At 30.9% G+C, this 22748-nt stretch carries 19 protein-coding genes; 6 read left to right on the top strand and 13 right to left on the bottom strand.

The genetic code is table 11. The annotated features are described in order from the left end of the window. Positions 1-322 precede the first annotated feature (322 nt). The 4 genes from H0I27_RS14140 to H0I27_RS14125 all read left to right on the top strand — a co-directional run bounded on the left by H0I27_RS14140 (position 323) and on the right by H0I27_RS14125 (position 4499). Complete coding sequence (locus tag H0I27_RS14140) at positions 323-1327, top strand: glycoside hydrolase (protein ID WP_218731267.1); 1005 nt, start codon at positions 323-325, stop codon at positions 1325-1327. An 81-nt stretch (positions 1328-1408) separates the two neighbouring features. Further along, on the top strand, positions 1409-2242 hold the full coding sequence (locus tag H0I27_RS14135) for a universal stress protein (RefSeq protein ID WP_208890128.1): 834 nt from the start codon (positions 1409-1411) through the stop codon (positions 2240-2242). A gap of 6 nt (positions 2243-2248) precedes the next feature. Beyond that, positions 2249-3652 (top strand): hypothetical protein, encoded by a 1404-nt coding sequence (locus H0I27_RS14130; RefSeq protein WP_218731266.1) that lies wholly within the window; start codon positions 2249-2251, stop codon positions 3650-3652. Between the two features lie 115 nt (positions 3653-3767). Then, positions 3768-4499, top strand: coding sequence for a metallophosphoesterase family protein (locus tag H0I27_RS14125; protein WP_218731265.1), 732 nt, complete (start codon positions 3768-3770; stop codon positions 4497-4499). Between the two features lie 253 nt (positions 4500-4752). Here H0I27_RS14125 and H0I27_RS14120 read toward each other — a convergent pair whose 3' ends face one another. Then, a complete protein-coding gene (locus H0I27_RS14120; RefSeq protein ID WP_218731264.1) occupies positions 4753-6846 on the bottom strand; it encodes a S46 family peptidase in 2094 nt (697 codons plus the stop codon). A gap of 38 nt (positions 6847-6884) precedes the next feature. Next, positions 6885-7769, bottom strand: coding sequence for a sterol desaturase family protein (locus H0I27_RS14115; protein ID WP_218731263.1), 885 nt, complete (start codon positions 7767-7769; stop codon positions 6885-6887). 218 nt (positions 7770-7987) lie between these two features. Here H0I27_RS14115 and H0I27_RS14110 point away from each other — a divergent pair, with 218 nt between their 5' ends. Beyond that, the gene (locus H0I27_RS14110) at positions 7988-9382 is read left to right on the top strand and encodes a hypothetical protein (protein WP_218731262.1); all 1395 of its coding nucleotides are present in this window, start codon (positions 7988-7990) and stop codon (positions 9380-9382) included. Between the two features lie 100 nt (positions 9383-9482). Here H0I27_RS14110 and H0I27_RS14105 read toward each other — a convergent pair whose 3' ends face one another. The 4 genes from H0I27_RS14105 to H0I27_RS14090 all read right to left on the bottom strand — a co-directional run bounded on the left by H0I27_RS14105 (position 9483) and on the right by H0I27_RS14090 (position 12501). Beyond that, positions 9483-10298, bottom strand: coding sequence for a purine-nucleoside phosphorylase (locus H0I27_RS14105; RefSeq protein WP_218731261.1), 816 nt, complete (start codon positions 10296-10298; stop codon positions 9483-9485). Positions 10299-10369: 71 nt separating this feature from the next. Next, positions 10370-10987, bottom strand: a complete 618-nt coding sequence (locus tag H0I27_RS14100) for a TIGR04282 family arsenosugar biosynthesis glycosyltransferase (protein ID WP_218731260.1) — start codon at positions 10985-10987, stop codon at positions 10370-10372. 139 nt (positions 10988-11126) lie between these two features. Then, the gene (locus H0I27_RS14095) at positions 11127-11612 is read right to left on the bottom strand and encodes a rhodanese-like domain-containing protein (RefSeq protein ID WP_218731259.1); all 486 of its coding nucleotides are present in this window, start codon (positions 11610-11612) and stop codon (positions 11127-11129) included. Between the two features lie 178 nt (positions 11613-11790). Then, a complete protein-coding gene (locus H0I27_RS14090; RefSeq protein WP_218731258.1) occupies positions 11791-12501 on the bottom strand; it encodes a DUF547 domain-containing protein in 711 nt (236 codons plus the stop codon). Between the two features lie 457 nt (positions 12502-12958). Between H0I27_RS14090 and fabD the strand changes: the two genes are divergently transcribed. Further along, positions 12959-13846 carry an ACP S-malonyltransferase gene (gene fabD, locus H0I27_RS14085; RefSeq protein WP_218731257.1) on the top strand — a complete coding sequence of 296 codons (888 nt, stop codon included), beginning with the start codon at positions 12959-12961 and terminating at the stop codon, positions 13844-13846. A 193-nt stretch (positions 13847-14039) separates the two neighbouring features. Here fabD and H0I27_RS14080 read toward each other — a convergent pair whose 3' ends face one another. From H0I27_RS14080 to H0I27_RS14050, 7 genes are all read right to left on the bottom strand, one after another. Continuing rightward, positions 14040-14579, bottom strand: coding sequence for a hypothetical protein (locus H0I27_RS14080; RefSeq protein WP_218731256.1), 540 nt, complete (start codon positions 14577-14579; stop codon positions 14040-14042). Between the two features lie 206 nt (positions 14580-14785). Next, a complete protein-coding gene (locus H0I27_RS14075) occupies positions 14786-17620 on the bottom strand; it encodes a pitrilysin family protein (protein ID WP_218731255.1) in 2835 nt (944 codons plus the stop codon). A 114-nt stretch (positions 17621-17734) separates the two neighbouring features. Further along, a complete protein-coding gene (locus tag H0I27_RS14070; RefSeq protein ID WP_218731254.1) occupies positions 17735-17929 on the bottom strand; it encodes a hypothetical protein in 195 nt (64 codons plus the stop codon). A 466-nt stretch (positions 17930-18395) separates the two neighbouring features. Further along, complete coding sequence (locus H0I27_RS14065; protein WP_218731253.1) at positions 18396-19067, bottom strand: YiiX/YebB-like N1pC/P60 family cysteine hydrolase; 672 nt, start codon at positions 19065-19067, stop codon at positions 18396-18398. Between the two features lie 152 nt (positions 19068-19219). Beyond that, positions 19220-20155, bottom strand: a complete 936-nt coding sequence (locus H0I27_RS14060) for a TIGR01212 family radical SAM protein (RefSeq protein WP_218731252.1) — start codon at positions 20153-20155, stop codon at positions 19220-19222. Between the two features lie 229 nt (positions 20156-20384). Further along, a complete protein-coding gene (gene galE, locus H0I27_RS14055) occupies positions 20385-21395 on the bottom strand; it encodes a UDP-glucose 4-epimerase GalE (protein WP_218731251.1) in 1011 nt (336 codons plus the stop codon). Positions 21396-21500: 105 nt separating this feature from the next. Continuing rightward, entirely contained in the window at positions 21501-22664 is a 1164-nt protein-coding gene (locus H0I27_RS14050) for a DegT/DnrJ/EryC1/StrS aminotransferase family protein (RefSeq protein ID WP_218731250.1), read from the bottom strand. Positions 22665-22748 lie beyond the last annotated feature (84 nt).

The raw sequence follows: 22748 nt of genomic DNA, 5'->3' as shown, positions 1-22748 counted from the left end.
ATAGGTCTTTGTTGAATGTGATTAAGGAGAATGTTTTATTTTTTGAGTAATTTTTTTTATGGATGAAAGTATCTATTAATTGTGGTTAGTACTACTTGTTTTTAGATACTTAACTAAATGATTAGCATAATTCTAGGAATGGATAAAAGAACTAATAATGATTTTGATAGTTTTCTAAAGAAATATTTAAGATCGATACAGATGCCGATTATTAAATAAAATTTAGAGAGTAAATAAGTAAGAGGAATATTTATACTATTAGTACAAAGTTTTAACATTGGTTTAAGAGCATTGTTTTATTAAATAGCTATTTTCGGGCGATATGAAAACCTATAAACTACTTTTTTTATTGTTGATATTCATTCAGTTATCATGCAATAGTCAACAGAAAAAAATAAACGGATTAAGTTTTGTTGCATCAAGAGATACAATAAATAAAACACATATAAATTCGGTCTTAGAAGCGCAAAGTAATTATGTTGCATTAATGCCATTTGGATTTATCAGAGACCTTTCTTTTCCTAAAGTTGGTTTTAATTCTAGCAGACAGTGGTTTGGAGAAACTAGAGGAGGTTTATTGCAGTATGCAGAAGAATTTCAGAAAAAGAATGTAAAAATTATGGTGAAACCTCAAATTTGGGTTGGTCATGGTTTTTTTACAGGTGATATAAAAATGGATTCTGAAGAGAACTGGAAAACATTAGAAGTTTCTTACTCAGATTTTATCTTAACCTATGCAAAAGCAGCACAAGAAATTAATGCAGACATATTTTGTATTGGTACAGAATTAGAAGATTTTGTAATGAATAGGCCAGAATATTGGCATCAATTAATTATAGAAATCAAAAAAGTTTACAAAGGGAAATTAACCTACGCTGCAAATTGGGATGAATATAAACGTGTTATATTTTGGAAGGAATTAGACTTTATTGGTGTAGATGCTTACTTTCCTTTAAGCGATAAAAAAACACCTTCTGTGAAGGAGTTCGAATTAAGTTGGCAGCCTCACAAAAAAGAAATTTTACAAGTTCAACAGAAATTTAATAAACCTATTTTATTTACAGAGTTCGGTTACCGAAGTGTAGATTATACAGGTAAAGAACCTTGGGACGCAAATAGGGTAGAAGGTAGTGTAAATTTGCAAGCTCAGGTAAATGGTTTACAAGCAATCCATAATCAGTTTTGGAAAGAAGAATGGTTTGCAGGTGGTTTTATCTGGAAGTGGTTTCATAAACACGATAAAGTTGGTGGAAATAATGATAATAGATTTACACCCCAAAATAAACCAGCAGAAGCAACAATTAGAAAATTATATCAAGAAAATTAGCAATCTAAAATATGACGAATATCCTATATATTTAGGTAATTAGCGCTTAAATTAGCATATTAACAAAAAACTACTACTACCATGAAAAAAATAATTGTACCCATAGACTTTTCTGTACATTCTGAGCATGCCTTAAAAACGGCTGCTTTGTTAGCAAAAAAATACAAAGCAACTGTTTACGCGTTGCACATGTTAGATTTACAAGAAATTTCTTTAACGGAGAGTGAAGATAATCAGCATGAAAAAGCAATTTTTTTCTTAAAATTAGCAGAAAAAAAGTTTAAAGATTTTCTGGTTAAAGATTTTTTAGAGGGGGTAAAACTTATTCCTGTTATAAAACAGTTTAAAGTTTTTAGTGAGATAAATGACATTGCCAAAGAATTAAATGCAGATTTAATAATTATGGGATCTGAAGGTGCAAGTGGTCTAAAAGAATTTTTTGTAGGTTCTAATACAGAAAAAGTAGTGAGATTTGCAAACTTACCGGTTTTAGTTATAAAAAATGAAATGGTAAATGCTGATTTTTCAGACATTGTGGTAGCCACAGATTTTTCTGAAGAAAGTATTCCTGGATTTCAAAGAATGTTAAAAACATTAGACTTTTTAAATGCCCAAAAACATATTTTATATGTGAATTTACCAAATGAAGAATTTAAAACAACTTCTGAAATGGAAAAAATGGCAAATAATTTTTTATTAAAAGCAGAAGGAGATGTTCATAGAATGATTAATGTAAATTATGTTTGCGATAGAACTGTAGAAAAAGGGATCCTAAATTTTTCGAATGCATTAGGAGCAGATTTAATTTCTGTAATTACGCATGGTAGAAAAGGATTATCTCATATTTTTGCAGGAAGTATTGCCGAGGATATTGCAAATCATTCTACCTTGCCAATTATTACGATTAAAATTTAAAAAGATATGACTATTAAAAATTTTTTGAGAACAGTTTTTGTTTGCTTTTTTTTATTTTCTTGTACCGAAGATAATGATATTACTGTTCCAAGAAATTTACAGGAATATATAGATACTTCATCAAATACAGATTTAGGAGAAGTTTTTGCATATGCAGCAAGTGCAAGTGGAGACACTAGTACAACATATATATATGCTGCACCAGGAGAAGGAGCTACGGATATTAGATATTATGAAGCAGATAGCCTAAATGTAGATCAATTAGATTTTTCTAATTACAGAAGACAGAACCTAACTGCAACTAATGTTTATGAAGGTGAATTGAAGCGTTTTTCAAGGTCTGGTTCCGAAGAAAATTGGTGTATCGTTACCTATATGTTAGATGGTGATTTGCATAAATCGAATCCAATTCGTTTAAAAAATGCAACAAACCCAACAAGTTGGACGGATGAAGTTACTATAGAATATCCAACAACAATAACCCCAAAATTCACTTGGTCAGATTTTGGAGTGAGTGATAATGTAATTTATTTTGAAGCTATTTCTGAAGTAGACGATGAAACTTTTGTTTCCGGAACATATACTTTAGATAAAACATTTCAATATTATGACACGTCTAATGTAGAGAGTTCTTTAAGCGTTTCTGGAACGCCTGATGATTTGGTAGAAGATACAGAGTATCTTTTTACTATGATGGCAATTAGTGATGATTATTGGGTAAATACTGTAATTCTAGAATCATTTGTACCAAGAAATTTGGAAGAGTATGTGGCTTTAAATTCAACAAAAACAATTGAAAGTGCGCTAGCTTTTGCAGCAAGTAGTAGTGGTTCCCAGAGTCTTTCTTATATTTATTATGATTTCTTAACAGGTTCTTCTGCCATGAGGTATTATGAAACAGATAATACGTTGGTAGATGAAAATGATTTTTCTAATTATAGAAGAAAAATGCTGACAGATGAAGCTGTTTATGGAGGTGAACTTAGAAGGTACAATAGAACAGATGATTCAGAAAGTTGGTGTATTGTTACGTATGTTATTAATGAAACATTACATATTTCTAATCCAGTAAAAATTAAAAATCAAACAAGACCTACAGAATGGTTTACCGATCTTACCATAGATTCGAGTGAATCATTAATGCCGATATTTACTTGGACGGATGGTTCTTATTTAGAAAATGTTGAATATTTAGAAATAATTACGGATACTGATAGTGATTTTTTATCCGGAACTTTTACAGAAGATAAATTGTTTCAATATTATGACACTTCTAACGTTACTTCAAAAATAAATTTAGATACACCAGCAGCATTAATTTTAAATGAAGATTATAAAATTACTGTAATGGGTTTAAGTGATGATTTTTGGGTAAACCTGATGATACAAGAAACTTTTACTGCAGAATAATGAGGTTTAGAGATCTTTAAAAGTATTTCTAAAAAGTAAGATTAGTAATCTAAATTTAATCTTACAATTCTTATTCTCTTATAAAAATACTTAGTTTTGTCAAAAACAAATTTAGATGAGAACTTTTGCAATTGGAGATATTCATGGAGGATTAAAAGCATTAATTCAGGTTTTAAATAAGCTTGAATTAAAAGATGGAGATAGAATTATTTTCATGGGAGACTATGTAGATGGTTGGAGTGAATCTGCACAAGTTGTTGCGCTTTTACTAGAGTTGTCTCAAAAATTCGACTGTGTTTTTATCAAAGGAAATCATGATGTTTGGTGTCAGAATTGGTTAAAAGATGCGAATGATGTAAATCCTATTTGGTTTTTACACGGAGGTAAAGAAACCATGGAAAGTTATGGAGGCTTCTCTATTGAAGAGAAACAGCAACACCTTACTTTTTTTGAAAACTTACCATTATATCATATAGACACAGAAAATAGATTGTTTTTACATGCTGGTTTTACTTCTTTACATGGCGTAGAAAAAGAGCAATTTAAAGAGTTGTTTTATTTAGATAGATCATTGTGGGAGATGCTTTTAGCTTTAGATTCTAAAATCGAAAAAGACTCTTTATTCTATCCGAAAAGAATACAACACTATAAAGAAATTTACATTGGTCATACGCCAACAACAAACTACAATGAACCAAACCCAATCAACATTGCAAATGTTTGGAATGTTGATACAGGTGCCGCTTTTAAGGGAAAGGTTACTGGCTTAAATATTGACACCAAAGAATTTGTACAAAGTGATAGTTTACCAAGTTTGTACCCTAATGAAAAAGGTAGAAATAAGTAAAACCTTTATTTTCTTAAAGAGTTATAATTGTCATTCAGAATGAGGAAGGAAGAGGAATCTCATAGTTCCAGTTATTTTTTTAGAATGTGTTAGTGTATTGAGTCATTTCAAAAAGGAATAACTTCGAAACCTACAATGTAGTATTACTATTTAGTGACAGAAATACACTGAATTTTCAACACAAAAAAAAGGTTTAAGAAACATGAAAATAAATGTTTCTTAAACCTTTTTTAATACTTAATATATACTTTAATTATTTGCCTTTCTTCGGGTGTACTATAGTCATTTCATCTATTAAATGAGTCGCTCCAGCATATTTATCAACAATAAATAATACATATCTAACATCAACCATAATGTTTCTACAGATTTCAGGGTCGTAGTTCATATCACTCATGGTTCCTTCCCAAACTCTATCAAAATTTAGACCGACTAAGTTTCCTTCAGCATCTATTGCAGGACTTCCAGAATTACCACCTGTGGTGTGATTTGTACCTAAAAAACAAACCGGAACTTTACCATTTTTATCAGCATATTGTCCGTAATCTTTTGTTTTATGAAGTTCACGCAATTTTTCTGGAACATCAAATTCATAATCTCCAGGAACATATTTTTCTATAACTCCATCTAAATAACTAACAGGATTATAGTAAACGGCATCTCTAGGCGCATAACCTCTTACTTGTCCGTAAGTAACACGTAAAGTACTGTTTGCATCCGGAAAATAACGCGCATTTGGCAATGCTTCCATCAATGCTTTCATGTAGGTTTTTTGCAAAGCTACAATCGGTTCATTTTTTAGTTGATATTCTCTATTCAAATCCTTATAAAATGCTTCAATCATTGGTTTTGCATATTGATATGCAGCATCATTATTCAAGTTTTTAAGCACTTTTTTAGCTTTTCCATCAAACAATTGTAAAGCGGTATCTAGATTCGTAAAAGCTGTTTTTTCATAAATACTAGCATCAACGTTATCGTTATAGAAAGGCATTACATTTTCGAACACACCTTTGTCTACACCCACATCATAATTTTTGTGAATGCCTTTTAAAGTGCTTTCTATAGCAGCTTTTGCCTTATCAAAAGACTTTGGATCTTTATTAATTGCTTGCTCAAATTGATATGCTCTAAAAGTCATGCTCATTAGCTCATTGGTCACCAAAAAGACTTCAATAAAGTTTCTTCTTTTGATGTTGATCGGAGCAAACTCTTTATACAAACGATCAAATTCAGGAAGAATATTTCCATACTTTTCCGTTAAGTTTTTTTCTGCCAAGGCTTTTGTAAATGTAGCTTCAAAAGCTTGTCTTTTTTCTACGGCGTTACTTTTTTGGATTCCTAAATTTTCTCCAATCCATTTTTTCCAAGAATTTGCAATTCCAGCTTGTTTAGAAGCATATTTAATACGAACTTCATCACTCTCTTTCATTTTTGCATCAATAACCTTTAATGCAGCTTCTCTAATGGCAATATTTGTTGGGTTGTATTCTTCAGTAATATGTTTAATTGCAGCAGCAGGTAAGTATTCATCTGTGGTTCCTGGAAAACCAAAAACTAAGGTAAAATCTCCTTCTTCTACACCGTCTAAAGAAATTGGTAAAAAGTGTTTTGGTGTATAAGGTACGTTGTCTTTACTGTATTTTGCAGGGCGATTATTTGCATCTGCATAAATTCTGAACATAGAAAAATCTCCAGTATGTCTAGGAAAAACCCAGTTATCTGTGTCGCTACCAAATTTACCAATACTTGTTGGTGGTGCACCGACTAAACGAATATCCTCAAAACGTTCTGTTACAAATAAAAAGAATTGATTTCCTTGAAAAAAGGATTTTATTTTGGTTTGTTGCCAAGCTTCTTTGGTAATTGTTTTTTGTAAAGCATTCCCGTTTTTTGTAATGATAGATTGTTTTTCTCTTTCAGTTAAAGAATCATTTACACCTGCAAGAACGCTGTCTGTAACATCTTCAATACGCACAATAAACTCGATATATAAACCTGGGTTTGGTAATTCTTGCTCTAAATTCATTGCCCAGAAACCATCTTTTAAATAATCATTTTCTAAGGTAGAATGAGATTGAATTTGACCAAATCCACAATGATGATTGGTTAAAATTAAACCTTTTGGAGAAATAATTTCACTAGTACAGCCTCCGTTAAAATGCCCAATAGCATCTTTTAAACTAGAATTGTTTACATCGTAAATGTCTTTTGCTGTTAATTTACTTCCTAAAGAAGTCATTTCTTGTTCGTTCATTCCTTCTAAAAGCGAAGGAATCCACATACCTCCTTGTTGCGCAGAAACCTGTACAAAAAGGAATAAAAATAGAATTTTAATATATTTCATATAGTTGATTTTAAAAAGTGATAAAGATACAAAAAGAGTTACTTTTTTACTATAGGATATAGTTCTTGTTCTATGAAGTTTTTAGGAAATTCTTCATCACCTTCAAAACCTAATTCGATATCTCTACCAGAATATGGAATGTAGTTTGTTTTAAAAATATAATCCCAAATACTTAATGTAATTCCGAAGTTTACACCATTTTTTCTGTCCTCAGGCAATTCTTTAACATGATGCCAAATATGCATTTTCGGATTGTTTAAAATGTATTTTAACCAACCGTAATCCCAATTAATGTTTGCGTGGTTTAAATGCCCAATAAAAATATTAAAAAAGTGAACTATAGCTACGTCTTGTGCAGAAAATCCACCAATAATTGCTAACGGAATGTATTTTAAAGAACTGTAAACAACAGGTTCCATCCAGTGGTAACGTAGATGTGCGGCAAAGCCCATTTCTTTTACTGAGTGATGCACTTTGTGGAAATTCCAAAGAAACTCGAATGTGTGTAATAATCTATGTGTCCACCATTGTACAAAATCAACAACAATGAAAAAGATAAAAATACGTGCAAAAAATGGTAGGTTATTAATTTCTAATAATTGAAAATTTGCAATTGACAACCCTACAATTCCTAAAATATCATTAAACACTTCTGCTGCCGAATTAGATAAGGCAATAAGGACAATTAAATTCAAAATAAAGAAATTGAAAAACATGTAAAAAGTGTCTAACCAAAAGTCTTTTCTAAATAATGATTGGTTTTTGCGCCAAGGAAAAATAGCTTCTAATCCCCAAACTACTAAAGAAATAATAATTAATCCGTAGAAATAGTTTTCCCAATTGAGGTCCATTAAAACAGATTGTTTTACGTAATTCCAATAATCGGAATAGGAGTTTTTTATAATGTCTAAGTATTTGTTCATAATCTAAAGATGGCATTTGCAACATCGTTTATAAGAAGTCTATTTTTAATTTAAAAACTTACCCGAAAAGAAATATTTAAAAAGGGTATTGGTATTGCTAAAATAAAACAATAAGGACTTAAAATATAGTAAATTCTCAAACAAAATAATTATCTTCATATCCGCAAAATTCATTGTCTGTAATCAATAAAAAACTTTTTTTAAAAAAGTAAAAGTGTATGAAGAATATAATTTTAAACATATTTAGTCTTTTATTAATTGGGTTATCTGCAAACTCTCAAACGAAAGTTTATTATGTAGCGTTAAAAAAAGATGTAAAAATACCTGCACTCCCAATAAAGGAATACAAAGGTGAAAAGGGGCAAACACTTGGAGAAAAAATAGCAGTTTACCCAGATATAGAATTTCAAGAAATTACAGGTATTGGTGGTGCGTTTAATGAAATTGGTGGACTAGCATTAATGTCATTACCAGAAGAAAGTAGAGAAAACGTTATGAGTAATCTTTTTAGTAAAGACCAAGCTCAGTTTTCATTTTGTAGAACTGCAATTGGGGCTAGTGATTTTGGCACAAATGCCTATAGTTATGCCGAAGTACCTAATGATTATGCAATGGAACATTTTTCTATCAAAAGAGAAGAAAAAAGTGTGATTCCATATATTAAACTTGCTCAAAAGTACAATCCGAATTTAAAATTATTTGCTTCTCCATGGAGTCCTCCAGGATGGATGAAATATTCGGGTCTGATGGATCAAGGAAAGGAAAATGCAGCAGAAAACAAATTAAAAGACGATCCTAAAATTTACAAAGCGTATGCTTCTTATTTTGCTAAATATGTATCCGCTTATAAAAAAGAAGGAATTGATGTACATAAAATTTTAATTCAGAACGAAACAGATATTAGTACAAAATACCCTTCTTGTGTAATGCAACCAGAACAGATGTATAAATTTATAGCTTCTTATTTGCGTCCAGAGTTTGATGATAAAAACATTAAAACTGAAATTTGGGCAGGTACTTTCCGTACTTATGGAGCCTTAGATGCCTTAGAGTTTGCAAACAAAGATGCGTACCTTAACGTTGTAGATGGTATTGGCATACAGTATACCAACACAAAATTTATAAGTGATATGAACTTGTTGGTGAATAATAAGCCAACAATGCATACTGAAGGCGTTTGTTACAATGGAAAAAATACAGTAGAGCAAGCTTTTAAAAGATTAGGAGAGGTTGCTTCTTATATAAATTACGGAATCTCTAATTACTGTTATTGGAATATGGTTTTAAACGAAACCGGAGAAAGTGGATGGAATTGGAAACAGAATAGTCTTATTAATATTGATAGAGAAAAACAAGAGGTTACCTATAATCCTGATTATGCTGTAATGGCATTGCTTAGTAAATATATGCAACCAGGAGCAAAAAGGATTGCTTCTTTTTCTAAAGGAACAATTATTTCTCTAAAGAAAGACAATACCGTGTTTTTATTTGTTCAAAACAAAACGAATACAGCAAAAAATTATCAATGTGTAGAAAAAGGAGAAACGGTTGCTATTGCTACGATTCCTGCAAATTCAGTCGCTGTAATTACTTATAATAGCAAGAAGCTATAATGGTATAAAGTGCTTGTTGGTTGAAAGTGAATCAAAAAAAACTCCTAATTCTATTTTAATTATTGAATTAGGAGTTTTTTTATAATGTCTAAGTGTTTATTTATAACACTTTAATTACTTCTTTAAACAGCGTAATCATTTTAGGTTCTGCTTTACCTGCAATGGCAATAATTTCTGAAATATCTACAGGTTGTAAGTTTTTAGGATCACATTCATCCGTTAATACAGAAATGGCTGCACAAGGTAGGTTGAGTTGTTTTGCAACAATAACTTCTGGTACGGTACTCATACCAACGGCATCAGTTTCTAAAATTTGCAACATTCTATATTCTGCCCTAGTTTCTAATTGAGGACCTAAAACACTTGTATAAACACCTTCGTGTAATAATATATCTTGCTCTTTGGTAACTGCAATAATTTTAGTATTTATTTCTTTAGAATACGGTTCTAACATATCTGCAAAAATATTTCCAAAAGTATTGGCTCCTTTAAAAGCTAAAGGAGAACTTCCTTGTAAATTAATATGATCGTTTATCAGCATTAAATCTCCTTTTTTATAAGTAAGATTAATGGCTCCTGCGGCATTAGAAACTAATAAGTTTTTAATACCTAAACCGTGCATCGTTCTAATTCCGTAAGTAACTTCCCAAGCATTATAACCTTCGTATAAATGAAAACGTCCAGCCATTACAAGTACCATTTTTCCAGACAATTCTCCGTAAATTAATTTACCAGAATGAAACTCTACCGTTGCTACCGGAAAATTGGGAATATCTGAATACGAAATTTCTTTTTCTATTGAAATTTCGTCAACTAGCTTTCCTAATCCTGTTCCTAAAACAATGCCGATTTCTGGGTTTGTAATTCCGTTTGATTTTAAAAAATCGATGGTTTCTTGTAATTGCTGTTTTTTCATCTTGTTTTCTGGTCTAACGCAGTCGAGACCTAAATTACATTCTCTCTCCACTGAACTTGAGAGAAAATTTGTTATTGTAAAAATTGTACAAATGCAGGATGATGCTCTATGTCTTCAAAAACATCAACATCATTTAATTCCTCTAACAAAAATACTGCTTTATCTTGTAAATCTGTTAATGTATCTTTTCTAACTGAAGCCGTTCCCCAGTCTTTATTTTTAAAGATGTTTTCTTGTAAAGCATTCATACCTAAAAGATAATAACCGCCGTCTTCTGCAGGTCCTAAAACCACATCGTTTGTGTCTAGTTTTTTGAATGCGTCTTCTATGTTTTCTGATGTTAAATCATACAAATCACTACCAATAATCATAACTTTTTTATAACCCGCATCAAAACTATTTTTAAAAGCATTTAACATTCTAATGCCCAAGTCTTCTCCAACTTGTTGGTGTTTTTGATAGCTATTTGCATCCCAAATATCGTTTTCTCTAATTTTTACTGAATAATAAACGGCTTTATCGGATGTTACTTCAGAGGAAATATTACGTGTTTTTTCTAATAAAAATTTATAGATTTCTAAAGCTTTTTCGTCACCAACTGTTTTAGCTAAACGTGTTTTTGCTTTGCCTAACTCCGGGTTTCTGGTAAAGATTAATAATAAATTTTTACTATTTATTTTATTTTCCATTAATGTATCAAGTTTTCACCACATGGAAAGCATAGAGATTATAGACTATGTTTTAATGCGGTAAGATTTTTTTTAATATATTTTTATTTTAAGCACAAGAGTGATCTCTGAAAACTAGAACTGTTTACTGAAAAAATTTTTAATAAACTTTTTCTCCTTTTGTAAGCCATTTGCTCCATTCTTTATTGTAAGTGTGGACTTTTTCTGTCGTATCCCCTAAGGTATCCATTACTTGAAAACCGTTATTTTTCCACTCAAAAATTCCTCCGTACAAATTGTAAACATTTGTATAGCCTTTTTCTATAATTCGATGTGCAATAATTTCTGAACGGACACCAACAGAACAATACACCACAATTTTTGCATCTCTATTTTTAGGTAATTTATCTACTGTTTCGCTGATGTTAAAATGATCAAAACCAACAAGTATCGCATTTTTTAAATGACTGACATTGTATTCCTTTGGCTCCCTAGCGTCTAAAAGAAAAGATTTTGTAGTTGCTAATGTATCGACAGAAATATAAGGAACATTGTTCTTGTTGAATTTGTTTAACAACTTATCTAACTTCTTTTGTGCAGATAGCGTTGATGTTACCAGTAGAAAAAGAATTAAAAATTTCTTCATTATATATTTATTTGTTCCTTTGGTAGACGTTATTTTAATTTAACTTCGATAACTATTTTTTTTAGAATAGAGAAAGAACTTGTTTCCAAGTTCTTTGTTGTGTTTTACGATTCTTTCAAATTCTATTTAAGGTGCAACATCATAATCTTTTTTGATGTTTATTTGAAAAATAAAAATACTACTTTCCGTTTAACGACCAATCATATTTTAGATAACTAATTTTTGCTTTTGGGCTAATTTTAGTTTCTGAATATTTATTTAAAAAATCGATAATTGTACCTTTTTTGATAAAATCTTCTTTAAACCAATCGAAAATAGAAGATATTTGAATGTTGTTTTCTGTAATTTTATTTCTTGAAGTATCGTTTACAAAAACTTTCATTAAATGCGTTAATTCTGCTTCTATATTTTTTTCTGTAAATGCTTTGTTTCCTAATTTAGGACAAGAACCTGAAGCACAATTTACACCAACATGTATTTTGGGGTCCGAGAATTTTTTTCTTAAAATGGTATGTTCTATATGATCTAAAGTGTAGGTTTTTCCACCAACTTTAGCAAACGGTATTTTCCAAGCAATAAGTCCATTTTTTTTGATGTCTGTAATACTTTTTAAAGGATAATTGTCTAAAATAAGTTTAAGAGTATAGGCGTTATAGGCGTTTATCCAAAATGCTTTTTGTTTGTTTTTTGACCATGAATTATCTGGAGTTGTTTTTTCTAAATAAGAAATATAACTATTTAATTCTGATGGATCTTGTTTTAGTGATTTGTAATCTACAACTCCGTCTTTGGTTACGTTATTTTGTAACAAATTATGAAATATTGCTGTTTGCGCATTTGTTTTTGATAATGCAAAAAGAGTGACGATTACTATAAGTATTTTTTTCATTGTTTTTTGTTTTCTAATTATATAGACGAAATTTTTTTAAGTTGATTACAATAATAGCTGATAATTTAGTTATTTGATATTATTTTTACAAGTAGTTCTTTTAGTACATTAAAAATATAAATATTTATAGATTAATAACTACAAAACTAGCTAATTTATAAACCTCAAAGTTTTTAAAACCTTTGAGGTTTTACAATATAGAATGGTTTAATTTTTTTGATATCTGCTCATTGAATGAGTTTCTTGAAAACTTTACTAAAGATAAAGCTATTTGCTATTTTAGGATTACAAATAGTTGGCAAACAAGTTTAGCCCCGATTGCAGCAATTGTTTGAGCTCTTTTTTATTCTTTTTCGGAATAAAAAAAGCGAGTGCGGAAAGCGGGATTAGCTTCCAATAAAAATGATTATTTTTGCTACTAATTAAAAGAATAAATAGTTATAAAAACACATATTTTATGAAAGCATATATTTTTCCGGGTCAAGGAGCGCAATTTACAGGAATGGGATTGGATTTATACGAAAAGTCTGCATTAGCGCAAGAATACTTTGAAAAAGCAAACAAGATTTTAGGCTTTTCGATAACAGATATTATGTTTGAAGGAACGGCGGAACAGTTGAAAGAAACGAAAGTTACACAGCCGGCAATCTTTTTACACTCGGTAATTTTAGCGAAAGTTTTAGGTGATTCTTTTCAGCCAGAAATGGTTGCGGGACACTCTTTGGGAGAATTATCTGCTTTAGTAGCAAACGGCGTTTTAACTTTTGAAGATGGTTTAAAATTAGTTTCTAAACGTGCTTTGGCAATGCAAAAAGCATGTGAAGCTGCACCAAGTACCATGGCGGCAGTTTTAGGATTGGAAGACAATTTAGTAGAAGAAACTTGTGCAGAAATTGATGGAGTAGTGGTGGCTGCAAATTACAATTGCCCAGGACAGTTAGTGATTTCTGGAGAAGTTGCTGCAGTAGAAAAAGCTTGTGAGGTTTTAACGGAAAAAGGAGCAAGAAGAGCGTTGTTACTACCTGTTGGTGGTGCGTTTCACTCGCCAATGATGGAGCCTGCAAGAGCAGAATTAGCAGCGGCAATTGAAGCAACTGTATTTAGCGAGCCTACTTGTGCAGTATACCAAAACGTAGTTGCCAAAGCAGTTACGAGTCCGGATGAAATTAAAGAAAACTTAATTGCTCAATTAACGGCTCCTGTAAAATGGACGCAATGTGTGCAAGCAATGATTGCTGATGGTGGAACTGAATTTATTGAGGTTGGACCAGGTAAAGTGTTACAAGGTTTAATGCGTAAAATTGATAGATCTGTTGCTGCTTCTGGCGCTGCATTGGCTGAATAGATTTTAATGAAATATTTTATATAAAAAAAACGAACTTATGAGAGTTCGTTTTTTTTGTGGCCGAATTTTCGGTTTCGTTAACGTTGTTGTGTAATGAAAGTTGCGATTTTTGTGAACGGCTATTTTCCGCAGGAAAATTGTTGTTTGCAAAAATGCAACTGCTTTTATTTAAGCACTAATTTAGCAATTTTTTTTACACGGTGTTGGCTATAGTTTTTTGTTTCCGTATTAAGTCGTAAATTTCTTTAGAGTTTGGAACATATTCCAAAATTGTATAACTTAATTTTCTTCCAAATAAATCGTTTGTCCAATGAAAGCCGTTAAAATTATAAAAGTCAAAAGGATCTTTTTTTCCAAAATAAATGTTTCCATAACCTTTAGAATATTCATATAACTCAATTCCGTTAATAGATTTTAAATCTACTTCAGTTGTTCTCTTAAATAATAACTTCGATTTTATAATTATTTCATTTTGAGTTAAGATATATTGAGTATTTTTCCTGTGGTAGCTGTCTATAAAAAATCTCAAAAAGGCATATGTAAAAGATATAATAATGAAAAAAATTCCAAATAATGTAAAAGCTAAATTAAATTGAAAACTTTCCTTTGTCCAAATAGAAGAGAAGGTTAAAATTAAAAGCGTAAAAGGAATAGTTATTAAATCAGAGAGTCTAAATAATAAACCTTGTTTAGGTTTAAACTTCAAAACTATATTTTCTTCGTTTTTTTCCATTTTTAAATTATAGCCAACTCTAATGATATGAAATCGTTTCAATGTTTTATATCAGAAGTTAACGAAGTTAGCTTTTTAGAAGGATAGAAACAAACTAAATTAGTTTTTAATGTATTTTTTTAAAGTTAAGTATTGTAATAAAAAAACATAAAAAAAGCCCCAATTTCAATTTTGAAATTGGGGCTTTTCTATAAAAATATTTAAATCTAATTCTTGATTTTCTCAGCTCTTTTGTTCAATAAAATTGGATCTCCATAACCCAATTCTTTCATTCTTTCTAGTTGAGTTTCTGCATCACCAACAACAAGCCAAATCATTTTAGTAGGACTCACATATTTGTTAGCTAACTCTGTAATTTGTTCTTTGGTCATGTTGTTAACCGTGTTTTCTTGGCCTTTTACATAATCTGCACTCCAGCCATAGTCACTAATATTAGACAACATATTTAGTTTTGCTCTAGAAGTTTCAAAAGCTCTTGCGTTACTTTTAATTAAGAAACTTTTTGTAGTTTCTAAATCTTTGTCAGAAAAAGTAGTTGGGTATTCTTCTAAAATTTGCTTTACCAATTGAGCCGATTCTAAAGTAACATTAGAACGTACACTACTAGAAATGGTAAAAGCACCTTTTGCTTTTGTACCAGAAAATCCAGAACGAACTCCGTACGTATATCCTTTTCCTTCACGTAATTCTTGTGTTAAACGAGAAGCAAAACCACCGCCACCTAAAATATAATTCATCACAGAAGCTGCGTAAAAATCTTTATCCGTTGCAGCCAAAGCTGGAGCACCAAATTGTAAAACAGATTGTTTTGCATTCGGAATATCATAAAAATAAACAGCAGGACTTGTTGGTGTGTCTGGTGTTTTATAAGTTGGGATGGTAACTTCTTTAGCTTTCCAATTAGTATTTAAAGTTGTTAAAGAAGCAATTACTTTTTCTTTAGAAATATCACCTACAACCAACATTTTAGCTACAGAAGGAGAAATGTAATTATTGTAATAAGCTTTTAAATCTTCTATAGAAATTGTTTCTACGGATGCTGTTGTTCCTAAAATATTTTTAGAACGGATGTTTTCTTTTCCGTAAATTAACTCGTTATAAGCATTTCTTGCTACAGAATTAGGGCTTGCTTCTTGCTGACGTAAATTAGCAATGGTTGCTTTTTTTAGTAAATCGAATTCATTTTCATCGAACCTAGGTTCTAATAAAATTTCTTGTGCTAAAGCTAATGTTTTATCATAGTTTTTAGCTAAAGTTGTTCCGCTTAAAGTTATGTTTTCAACATCTGAATACACATAAATAGAAGCGCCTAATTCTTGAATAGCTTCTTCTAATTCTTTTACACTTTTGTTTTTGGTTCCTTTATTTAATAAATCTGCAGTTAAGTTAGCTACACCTAATTTATCCATAGATTCTAATAATTGGCCACCATCAATTGTAATGTTGAATTGTACTAAAGGCACTTCGTCATTTTCGATACCAAAGATTTTTAAACCATTTTCTAAACTACTTTCATATACTTCAGGAACTGCTAAAGACGGAGCTTCGCCGTAAGGAGGTTCTACGCTTCTGTCAAAAGAAGAAGGTGTTTTTTCGTAAGTTGCTGCAATTTTAGGATCGAATTTTTCTTCTGCACCTATTACAATTTTTTCTTCAACAACATCAGCTAAAATAGCGCCTTGTAGCGCTAATTCTACAGAGTTTTTAGGAACAAAACTTGTAGCAACATAATTTTTGTTTTTGATGTATTGGTTATAAACACGCATTACATCTTCTGTTGTTACTGATAAGGTGTTTTTAATATCTTTTGTTACAAACCCAGGATTTCCTGTATAGGTGTTATAAGAAGCTAAACCAGTTCCTTTACCTAAAACGCTAGACAAACTACTGTAAAAACGTGTTTCTTGTCCGGCTTTAATTCTGTTTAAATCTTTTTCTGAAATTCCTTCTGCTTCAAATTTTGCAAATGCTTTTTCAATTCCTGCTTTTACATCGTCTAGCTTTACGTTGTTAAAAGCTCTAATAGAAATTTGTGTTTCTCCGGCTAATTCAGCATTTCTGTTAAACATACCTGTTCTAGAAGTCAACTTTAAATCGTCAATTAAAACTTGATTAAAAGGAGCCGATTTTCCGTCTGTTAAATATTGAGACAAAACATCTAAAGCATAAGAATCTGGGTGGTATTGTTCTACCGTTGGCCAAACCATTGTTAATTGCGGAACTCTAGCAAAATTATCTTCGTAATATAAAGACTTAATTTGGTCTACTTTTCCTGGTCTTTTTTCAAGTGTAGGAATTTCATCTCCTTTAGGGATTTCATCAAAATATTTATGAATCCATTTAGTAGCTTGTTCAATATCAATATCACCAGACAATACTAAAGTTGCATTGTTTGGTACGTACCATTTTTTAAAAAATGTTTTTACATCATTTAAAGTTGCGTTTTGTAAATCTTCTAAAGAACCAATTACTTGCCAGTTATAAGGGTGGTCTTTTGGGTATAAGTTTTTACCAATTACATATTGGTTATGTCCGTATGGTCTATTATCGTAACTCTGTCTTTTTTCATTTTTAACAACTTGTTTTTCTTTTGCTAAAACAGGATCTGTAACCGTGTTTATAAAATAACCTAATTTATCGGCTTCTGCCCAAATCATTTTTTCTAAACCATCTTTTGGTACCGTTTGTAAGTAGTTTGTACGGTCTCTAGATGTAGATCCATTTGCACCAGAACCTCCAATTCTTGCACTCATTTTGTCTAATCCACCTTTTCCTAAATTTTCTGATTCTAAGAATAGTAAATGTTCAAATAAATGTGCAAAACCAGTTCTACCTTCCACTTCTCTTGCAGAACCAACATGTACCATTAGTTCTACAGCCACAACTGGGTCTGATTTGTCTACATGAAAAACAACATCTAAGCCATTTTCTAATTCAATTTTTTTATAATTGATACTCAGTTCTGGTGTTTTTTCTTCGGATGATTGCTTACAACTTAAAAAGGAAGTTGTTGCTAAGAATACAAGTAATATTTTTTTCATTTTGGTTGATTTTTAAGCTTTTAAAAATACTATTATTTATTGATGGGTATGTTTTTGTGTTGTTAAATATAATGCAAAAAAAAAATCCTAAACTTTAGTTTAGGATTTTGATTATTATTTTGATAAAAGACAGTCTTCACAATCTTTAATTTCACCGTAATATGTTTCTCTATATTTATGTACAGTTTCTATAGGTATAATATTAAATAGTGTTTTTTTAATGTAAGTTACATTGGTGTGTAATTTTCCCATTTTGGGCGTAAATCGTTTTTCTAAGCGTGTTTTTCTTTTAATTTTAATCAGTTTCATGTTTTCTAGTATCATTAATAAATCGGCTACAAAGTTATCGGGAATTGAAAGGGCAGTCTATTTATAACTGTTAAAATCCGACAAAAGGGTGAAGAAACATGAATATGTAAAACATTACAAGAAGGTTTTATGGATATGATATTCTAAGGGTGATATAATTATCATATAAAAACATTAAAAAGCAGAAAACTGATTGAAAAGCTTGATAATTACTTGTAATTAATGGTTTTTGTTTCCTGTTTGGGTGAATTATGAACGGTTTCTGCAAGTGTGCTAAAACTTAGCTATAAATTATTTGTCAAAAAATCAATCGGATTTAGTTAGAGGTTTTTTCTCTACTCTTGTTTATTTTTATGATCCTACTTCATAAAAGAGGGGGATTGGTGTATCTATTAAATATTCTAAATTTATATATTAAGCAGCAAATACTAACGTAGTTAATTGTTTACAGATAATAAGTTACGCGTTATTCATTCTCATAATCATGTACAAATGTGATGAAAGGACTGCTGGCCATTAAGTTCGGATTTGTTCCTTTAATTCCTTCTGGAATTGGCTGGTTGCGTGTTTCGTAGTAATTTACCCAACTAGGCATTGGGTTTCCTGTGCTGTCGTTAAATGTCATTGGGTGCGTAAGAAAAGGAATAGAATCTTTAGGCAAGTCTTGAGAGGAAAACATTTTATAAACTAATTCGGAACAATAATAGGAATTATCATCCCATAAAAAAATCTCATCATAAGGTGTATTTATTCTTTCAATACCATAGGCTATCGCCTTAGAAATATAAGGTTGGTAATAGCTATCTAGCCTTGCAACTGTGGTTTGAGATTTGTTGAGTTTATTTTTATTTCTATTCAAAAACTTTTGTAATGGAGTCTGACGAATACCTTTTTTTGGAATCGTTTCTACTACAAACCATTCTTTATTTTTTTGCATTGCTATACCAACATGCGAATAATTTTTAGAAACTGTAGTTGCCGTTACGTCTTTAATAGCATTGTCTATTTCACCTGTTCCCGTATTTTGAAATAGTAGATCTCCTTGTTGCAATTCAAATTTATTCTTTTGATTACTGCAACTGAATAAAATTAAAGAGAGTATAAGGAAAGGATAAGTCTGAATTAATATTTTATTCATGATTTTTTATTGTTAAATTTAGGAATAGCAAAATTACAACGAACTAAATAGATCTAGAATTATTTGAGATTTTTATTTTAAAATTAACCAAACCAAGTAAAGTATGTTTCCTGCTATTTTTTTAAACTAAGGTTTACAACTTGTTTGATATTCTAAATCTCCGTATAATTCTTTCCTTGCCAAATATTTTCTATCTCCAGTTGTTTGTCAATTTGGGCAACCATTTCAAAGTTTTTAAGTCCGTTCCATTTTGGCGCAATTAGTAAATCTATTGGTGCTTGACTGATAAAACGCTCTATAACAATGTCTGGTCTTAATAAAGTAACAAATTTGGTTATAAAGTCAATATAGCTTTCTGGTGTAAAAAGATTAAAATCTTTCGGGTTTCGTTTATATTGAGAGGCCATGATAGATTGCTTTACAATCTGTAAATGGTGCAGTTTTAAAGTGTCTATAGGTAGTTTAGAAACTTCAATAGCATGGTTGAGTAAATCTTCTTCTGTTTCTCCGGGTAAACCGATAATTAAATGAGCTCCCAAATGAAAACCCCTGTTTTTACATTTATTAAAAGTAGCAATACTATCATCATAAGAATGACATCTGTTTACTTTTTCTAAAGTTTTGTTCGAAGTGCTTTCTATTCCGAATTCTAGAGAAATAAAATATGTTTTTGATAAAAAGGATAAGTAATCTATCACTTCATCAGAAATACAATCGGGTCTTGTTCCGATAACTAAGCCAATTACATTGGGAACATTTAACGCGTCCTCATACATTATCTTTAAAGATTCAAAATCTGAGTAGGTGTTTGTATAAGCTTGAAAATAAGCTAAATATTTTTGCGTTTTGTATTTGGTAGAAAATCGAGAAATACCTTCTTCCAATTGTTGTTTTACACTTTTGTTAGGTTCACAATAATCTGGGTTAAAGGTATTGTTGTTGCAATAGGTACAACCTCCATAACCTTTAGAACCATCTCTATTCGGACAAGAGAAGCCAATGTCTAAAGATATTTTTTGAACCTTTTCTCCGAAGTTAAGTTTTATAAAGGAGGAGTAATCTAAATAGCGTTTCCCTAAAATTTTCATGAAAAGTAAGTTTGATTAATTATAGCATTAATCTATTGAACATTTTAGTTTCTATATGAGTTCTCTGTACGATTTTTTATAAAAATCACTCGAACTGATATTTCTAAAATTAATTACATTAAGTAAAACCTATGTATGTTTAGGTTTTTTAATTCGCTGTTAAAAAGAACAGAAGTATTCTAAAGCAAAAAAAAACTCCAATCGGTAAAGATTGGAGTTTTTAAGAATTTTATTTTTGAGCTAATTGCCATTTCCAAGAAGACGCTAATGCTTCTTCTAAAGTTTTTTCTGTTTTCCAGTTCAACTCTTTGTTTGCAATAGTGGTGTCTGCAAAAGCAGCAGTAATATCACCTTCTCTTCTAGGAACAATTTTATAATTCAAAGGTTTTTCAGAAGCTTTTTCAAAAGCTTTAATTACTTCTAAAACAGAACTACCTGTTCCTGTACCCACGTTAAAGTACTCAAAAGCCTTTTTATTGTTCTTTTTAATCAAACGCTGTAATGCAGCAATGTGTGCTTTTGCTAAATCTACTACGTGAATATAATCACGAACAGCTGTTCCGTCTACGGTATCATAATCATCACCAAAAACTGACAATTCATCACGCATACCGGCAGCGGTTTGTGTAATATAAGGTATTAAGTTTTGAGGAACACCTAGAGGTAATTCTCCAATTTTAATAGATGGATGCGCTCCAATTGGATTAAAATATCTTAAGGCAATAATATTTAAACCATGTGCTCTACTCGCATCACTTAAAATTTCTTCGCCAATTTGCTTGGTGTTTCCGTAAGTAGATTCTGCTGCTTTTACAGGTGCATTTTCTGTAATTGGCAATTCATCTGCTTGTCCGTAAACTGTACAAGAAGAAGAGAAAATAAAGTTATCTAACTTTCTGTCTCTCATTTCTTGTAATAAATATACTAAAGAACCTAAGTTGTTTTCGTAGTAATCTAAAGGTTTGTGCATGCTTTCTCCAACCGCTTTAAAAGCCGCAAAGTGAATAATACCGTCTACTTTGTTGTTTTCGAAAAAGCTTTTTACATCACTTTTAATTCTTAAATCGATTTGATGAAAATCTGGCTTAATACCTGTTATAGATGTAATATTGTCTAATACACCGATAGATGTGTTCGATAAATCATCGATAATTACTACTTCAAAACCTTCGTTTTGTAATTCTACAACGGTGTGAGAACCAATAAATCCTAATCCTCCTGTAACTAATATTCTTTTCATTCTGTTTTATTTATGCATTATTAAGAGGAATTATAATGCAGTAATATGTTTGGTTATTATAAGATAACAATGTTGTTTTTCCTCTAAATAACAATGCTGTCCTTTTTAGTTTACAAAATCTAAAATAGTCTTTGTAATAAACTCTAATTGTTCTTTGTCTAGCTCTGTGTGCATTGGTAAAGAAATTACTGTTTTTATCAACTCATTAGTAACTGGAAAATCACTTTCGTTGTAACGAGTATCAGCATAAGCTTTTTGAGAATGTAAAGCTACTGGATAGTATATCGCATTCGGAATTCCGCTGTCTAATAAATGTTTGTGCAATGCATCTCTTTTTCCGTTTGTAATTTGTAACGTATATTGATGAAAAACGTGACAGTCACACGTGTCGCAAATATCTTTACAACTTTGTGTTGCGTTCGACTTTGTTACAGGTGTAATAATATGTTCTGAAACTGATAATGCTTTGTTGTAAAAACGAGCAGCATTTCTTCTTGCTTCACAATAAGTATCCAAAAGTGGTAATTTTGCTTTTAAAACTCCAGCTTGTATAGAATCTAAACGAGAATTTACCCCTACTACATCATGGTAATAACGTGTGTACATTCCGTGATTTACAATACCTCTAATGGTATGAGCTAATGCATCATCATTTGTAAAAATTGCACCACCATCTCCGTAGCAACCTAAATTTTTAGATGGGAAAAAAGAAGTTGTTCCTACGTTTCCAATAGTACCTGCTTTCTTTTTTGTTCCGTCTTTAAATGTGTAATCTGCTCCAATTGCTTGTGCATTGTCTTCAATTACAAAAAGATTGTGCTCTTTTGCAATCTCCATTACAGCATCCATATTTGCTACTTGTCCGAATAAATGAACAGGTACTATGGCTTTTGTTTTTGGAGTAATCGCTCTTTTTAAAGCTTCAATATCTATGTTGTACGTTTCTGCATCTACATCCACTAAAACAGGAGTCAGTTTTAACAATGCAATTACTTCTACAGTTGCTGCAAAAGTAAAATCGGCAGTTATTACTTCATCACCTTGTTCTAAACCTAGTCCCATCATTGCTATTTGCAATGCATCTGTTCCGTTTGCGCAAGGAATTACGTGCTTTACACCTAGATATTTCTCTAAATCTGCTTGGAATTCATGAACTAAAGGTCCATTTATGTATGCTGAAGTATCTAAAACTTGTTCTATAGAAGAATTTACAGCTTCTTTTATTTGTTGATATTGACCTTGTAGGTCAACCATTTGAATTTTTTTCATATAAAAAATTTTGCTCATCAAAAATACGAACTTACTTTCATTTTCTTTGTAGTTATCCGTAAATAATAATTCTGTTATCTTTGA

The organism is Polaribacter sp. HaHaR_3_91 (assembly GCF_019278525.1).
Classification (GTDB): Bacteria; Bacteroidota; Bacteroidia; order Flavobacteriales; family Flavobacteriaceae; genus Polaribacter.
The sequence above is the reverse complement of the archived record's forward strand: the minus strand, read 5'-3'. Positions and strand labels throughout refer to the sequence as shown.

Excerpts from the sequence above, each read along its gene's own strand:
- H0I27_RS14140 (WP_218731267.1), top strand. The coding sequence starts at position 323 with ATGAAAACCTATAAACTACTTTTTTTATTGTTGATATTCATTCAGTTA.
- H0I27_RS14135 (WP_208890128.1), top strand. The coding sequence starts at position 1,409 with ATGAAAAAAATAATTGTACCCATAGACTTTTCTGTACATTCTGAGCAT.
- H0I27_RS14130 (WP_218731266.1), top strand. The coding sequence starts at position 2,249 with ATGACTATTAAAAATTTTTTGAGAACAGTTTTTGTTTGCTTTTTTTTA.
- H0I27_RS14125 (WP_218731265.1), top strand. The coding sequence starts at position 3,768 with ATGAGAACTTTTGCAATTGGAGATATTCATGGAGGATTAAAAGCATTA.
- H0I27_RS14120 (WP_218731264.1), bottom strand. The coding sequence starts at position 6,846 with ATGAAATATATTAAAATTCTATTTTTATTCCTTTTTGTACAGGTTTCT.
- H0I27_RS14115 (WP_218731263.1), bottom strand. The coding sequence starts at position 7,769 with ATGAACAAATACTTAGACATTATAAAAAACTCCTATTCCGATTATTGG.
- H0I27_RS14110 (WP_218731262.1), top strand. The coding sequence starts at position 7,988 with ATGAAGAATATAATTTTAAACATATTTAGTCTTTTATTAATTGGGTTA.
- H0I27_RS14105 (WP_218731261.1), bottom strand. The coding sequence starts at position 10,298 with ATGAAAAAACAGCAATTACAAGAAACCATCGATTTTTTAAAATCAAAC.
- H0I27_RS14100 (WP_218731260.1), bottom strand. The coding sequence starts at position 10,987 with ATGGAAAATAAAATAAATAGTAAAAATTTATTATTAATCTTTACCAGA.
- H0I27_RS14095 (WP_218731259.1), bottom strand. The coding sequence starts at position 11,612 with ATGAAGAAATTTTTAATTCTTTTTCTACTGGTAACATCAACGCTATCT.
- H0I27_RS14090 (WP_218731258.1), bottom strand. The coding sequence starts at position 12,501 with ATGAAAAAAATACTTATAGTAATCGTCACTCTTTTTGCATTATCAAAA.
- fabD (WP_218731257.1), top strand. The coding sequence starts at position 12,959 with ATGAAAGCATATATTTTTCCGGGTCAAGGAGCGCAATTTACAGGAATG.
- H0I27_RS14080 (WP_218731256.1), bottom strand. The coding sequence starts at position 14,579 with ATGGAAAAAAACGAAGAAAATATAGTTTTGAAGTTTAAACCTAAACAA.
- H0I27_RS14075 (WP_218731255.1), bottom strand. The coding sequence starts at position 17,620 with ATGAAAAAAATATTACTTGTATTCTTAGCAACAACTTCCTTTTTAAGT.
- H0I27_RS14070 (WP_218731254.1), bottom strand. The coding sequence starts at position 17,929 with ATGAAACTGATTAAAATTAAAAGAAAAACACGCTTAGAAAAACGATTT.
- H0I27_RS14065 (WP_218731253.1), bottom strand. The coding sequence starts at position 19,067 with ATGAATAAAATATTAATTCAGACTTATCCTTTCCTTATACTCTCTTTA.
- H0I27_RS14060 (WP_218731252.1), bottom strand. The coding sequence starts at position 20,155 with ATGAAAATTTTAGGGAAACGCTATTTAGATTACTCCTCCTTTATAAAA.
- galE (WP_218731251.1), bottom strand. The coding sequence starts at position 21,395 with ATGAAAAGAATATTAGTTACAGGAGGATTAGGATTTATTGGTTCTCAC.
- H0I27_RS14050 (WP_218731250.1), bottom strand. The coding sequence starts at position 22,664 with ATGAAAAAAATTCAAATGGTTGACCTACAAGGTCAATATCAACAAATA.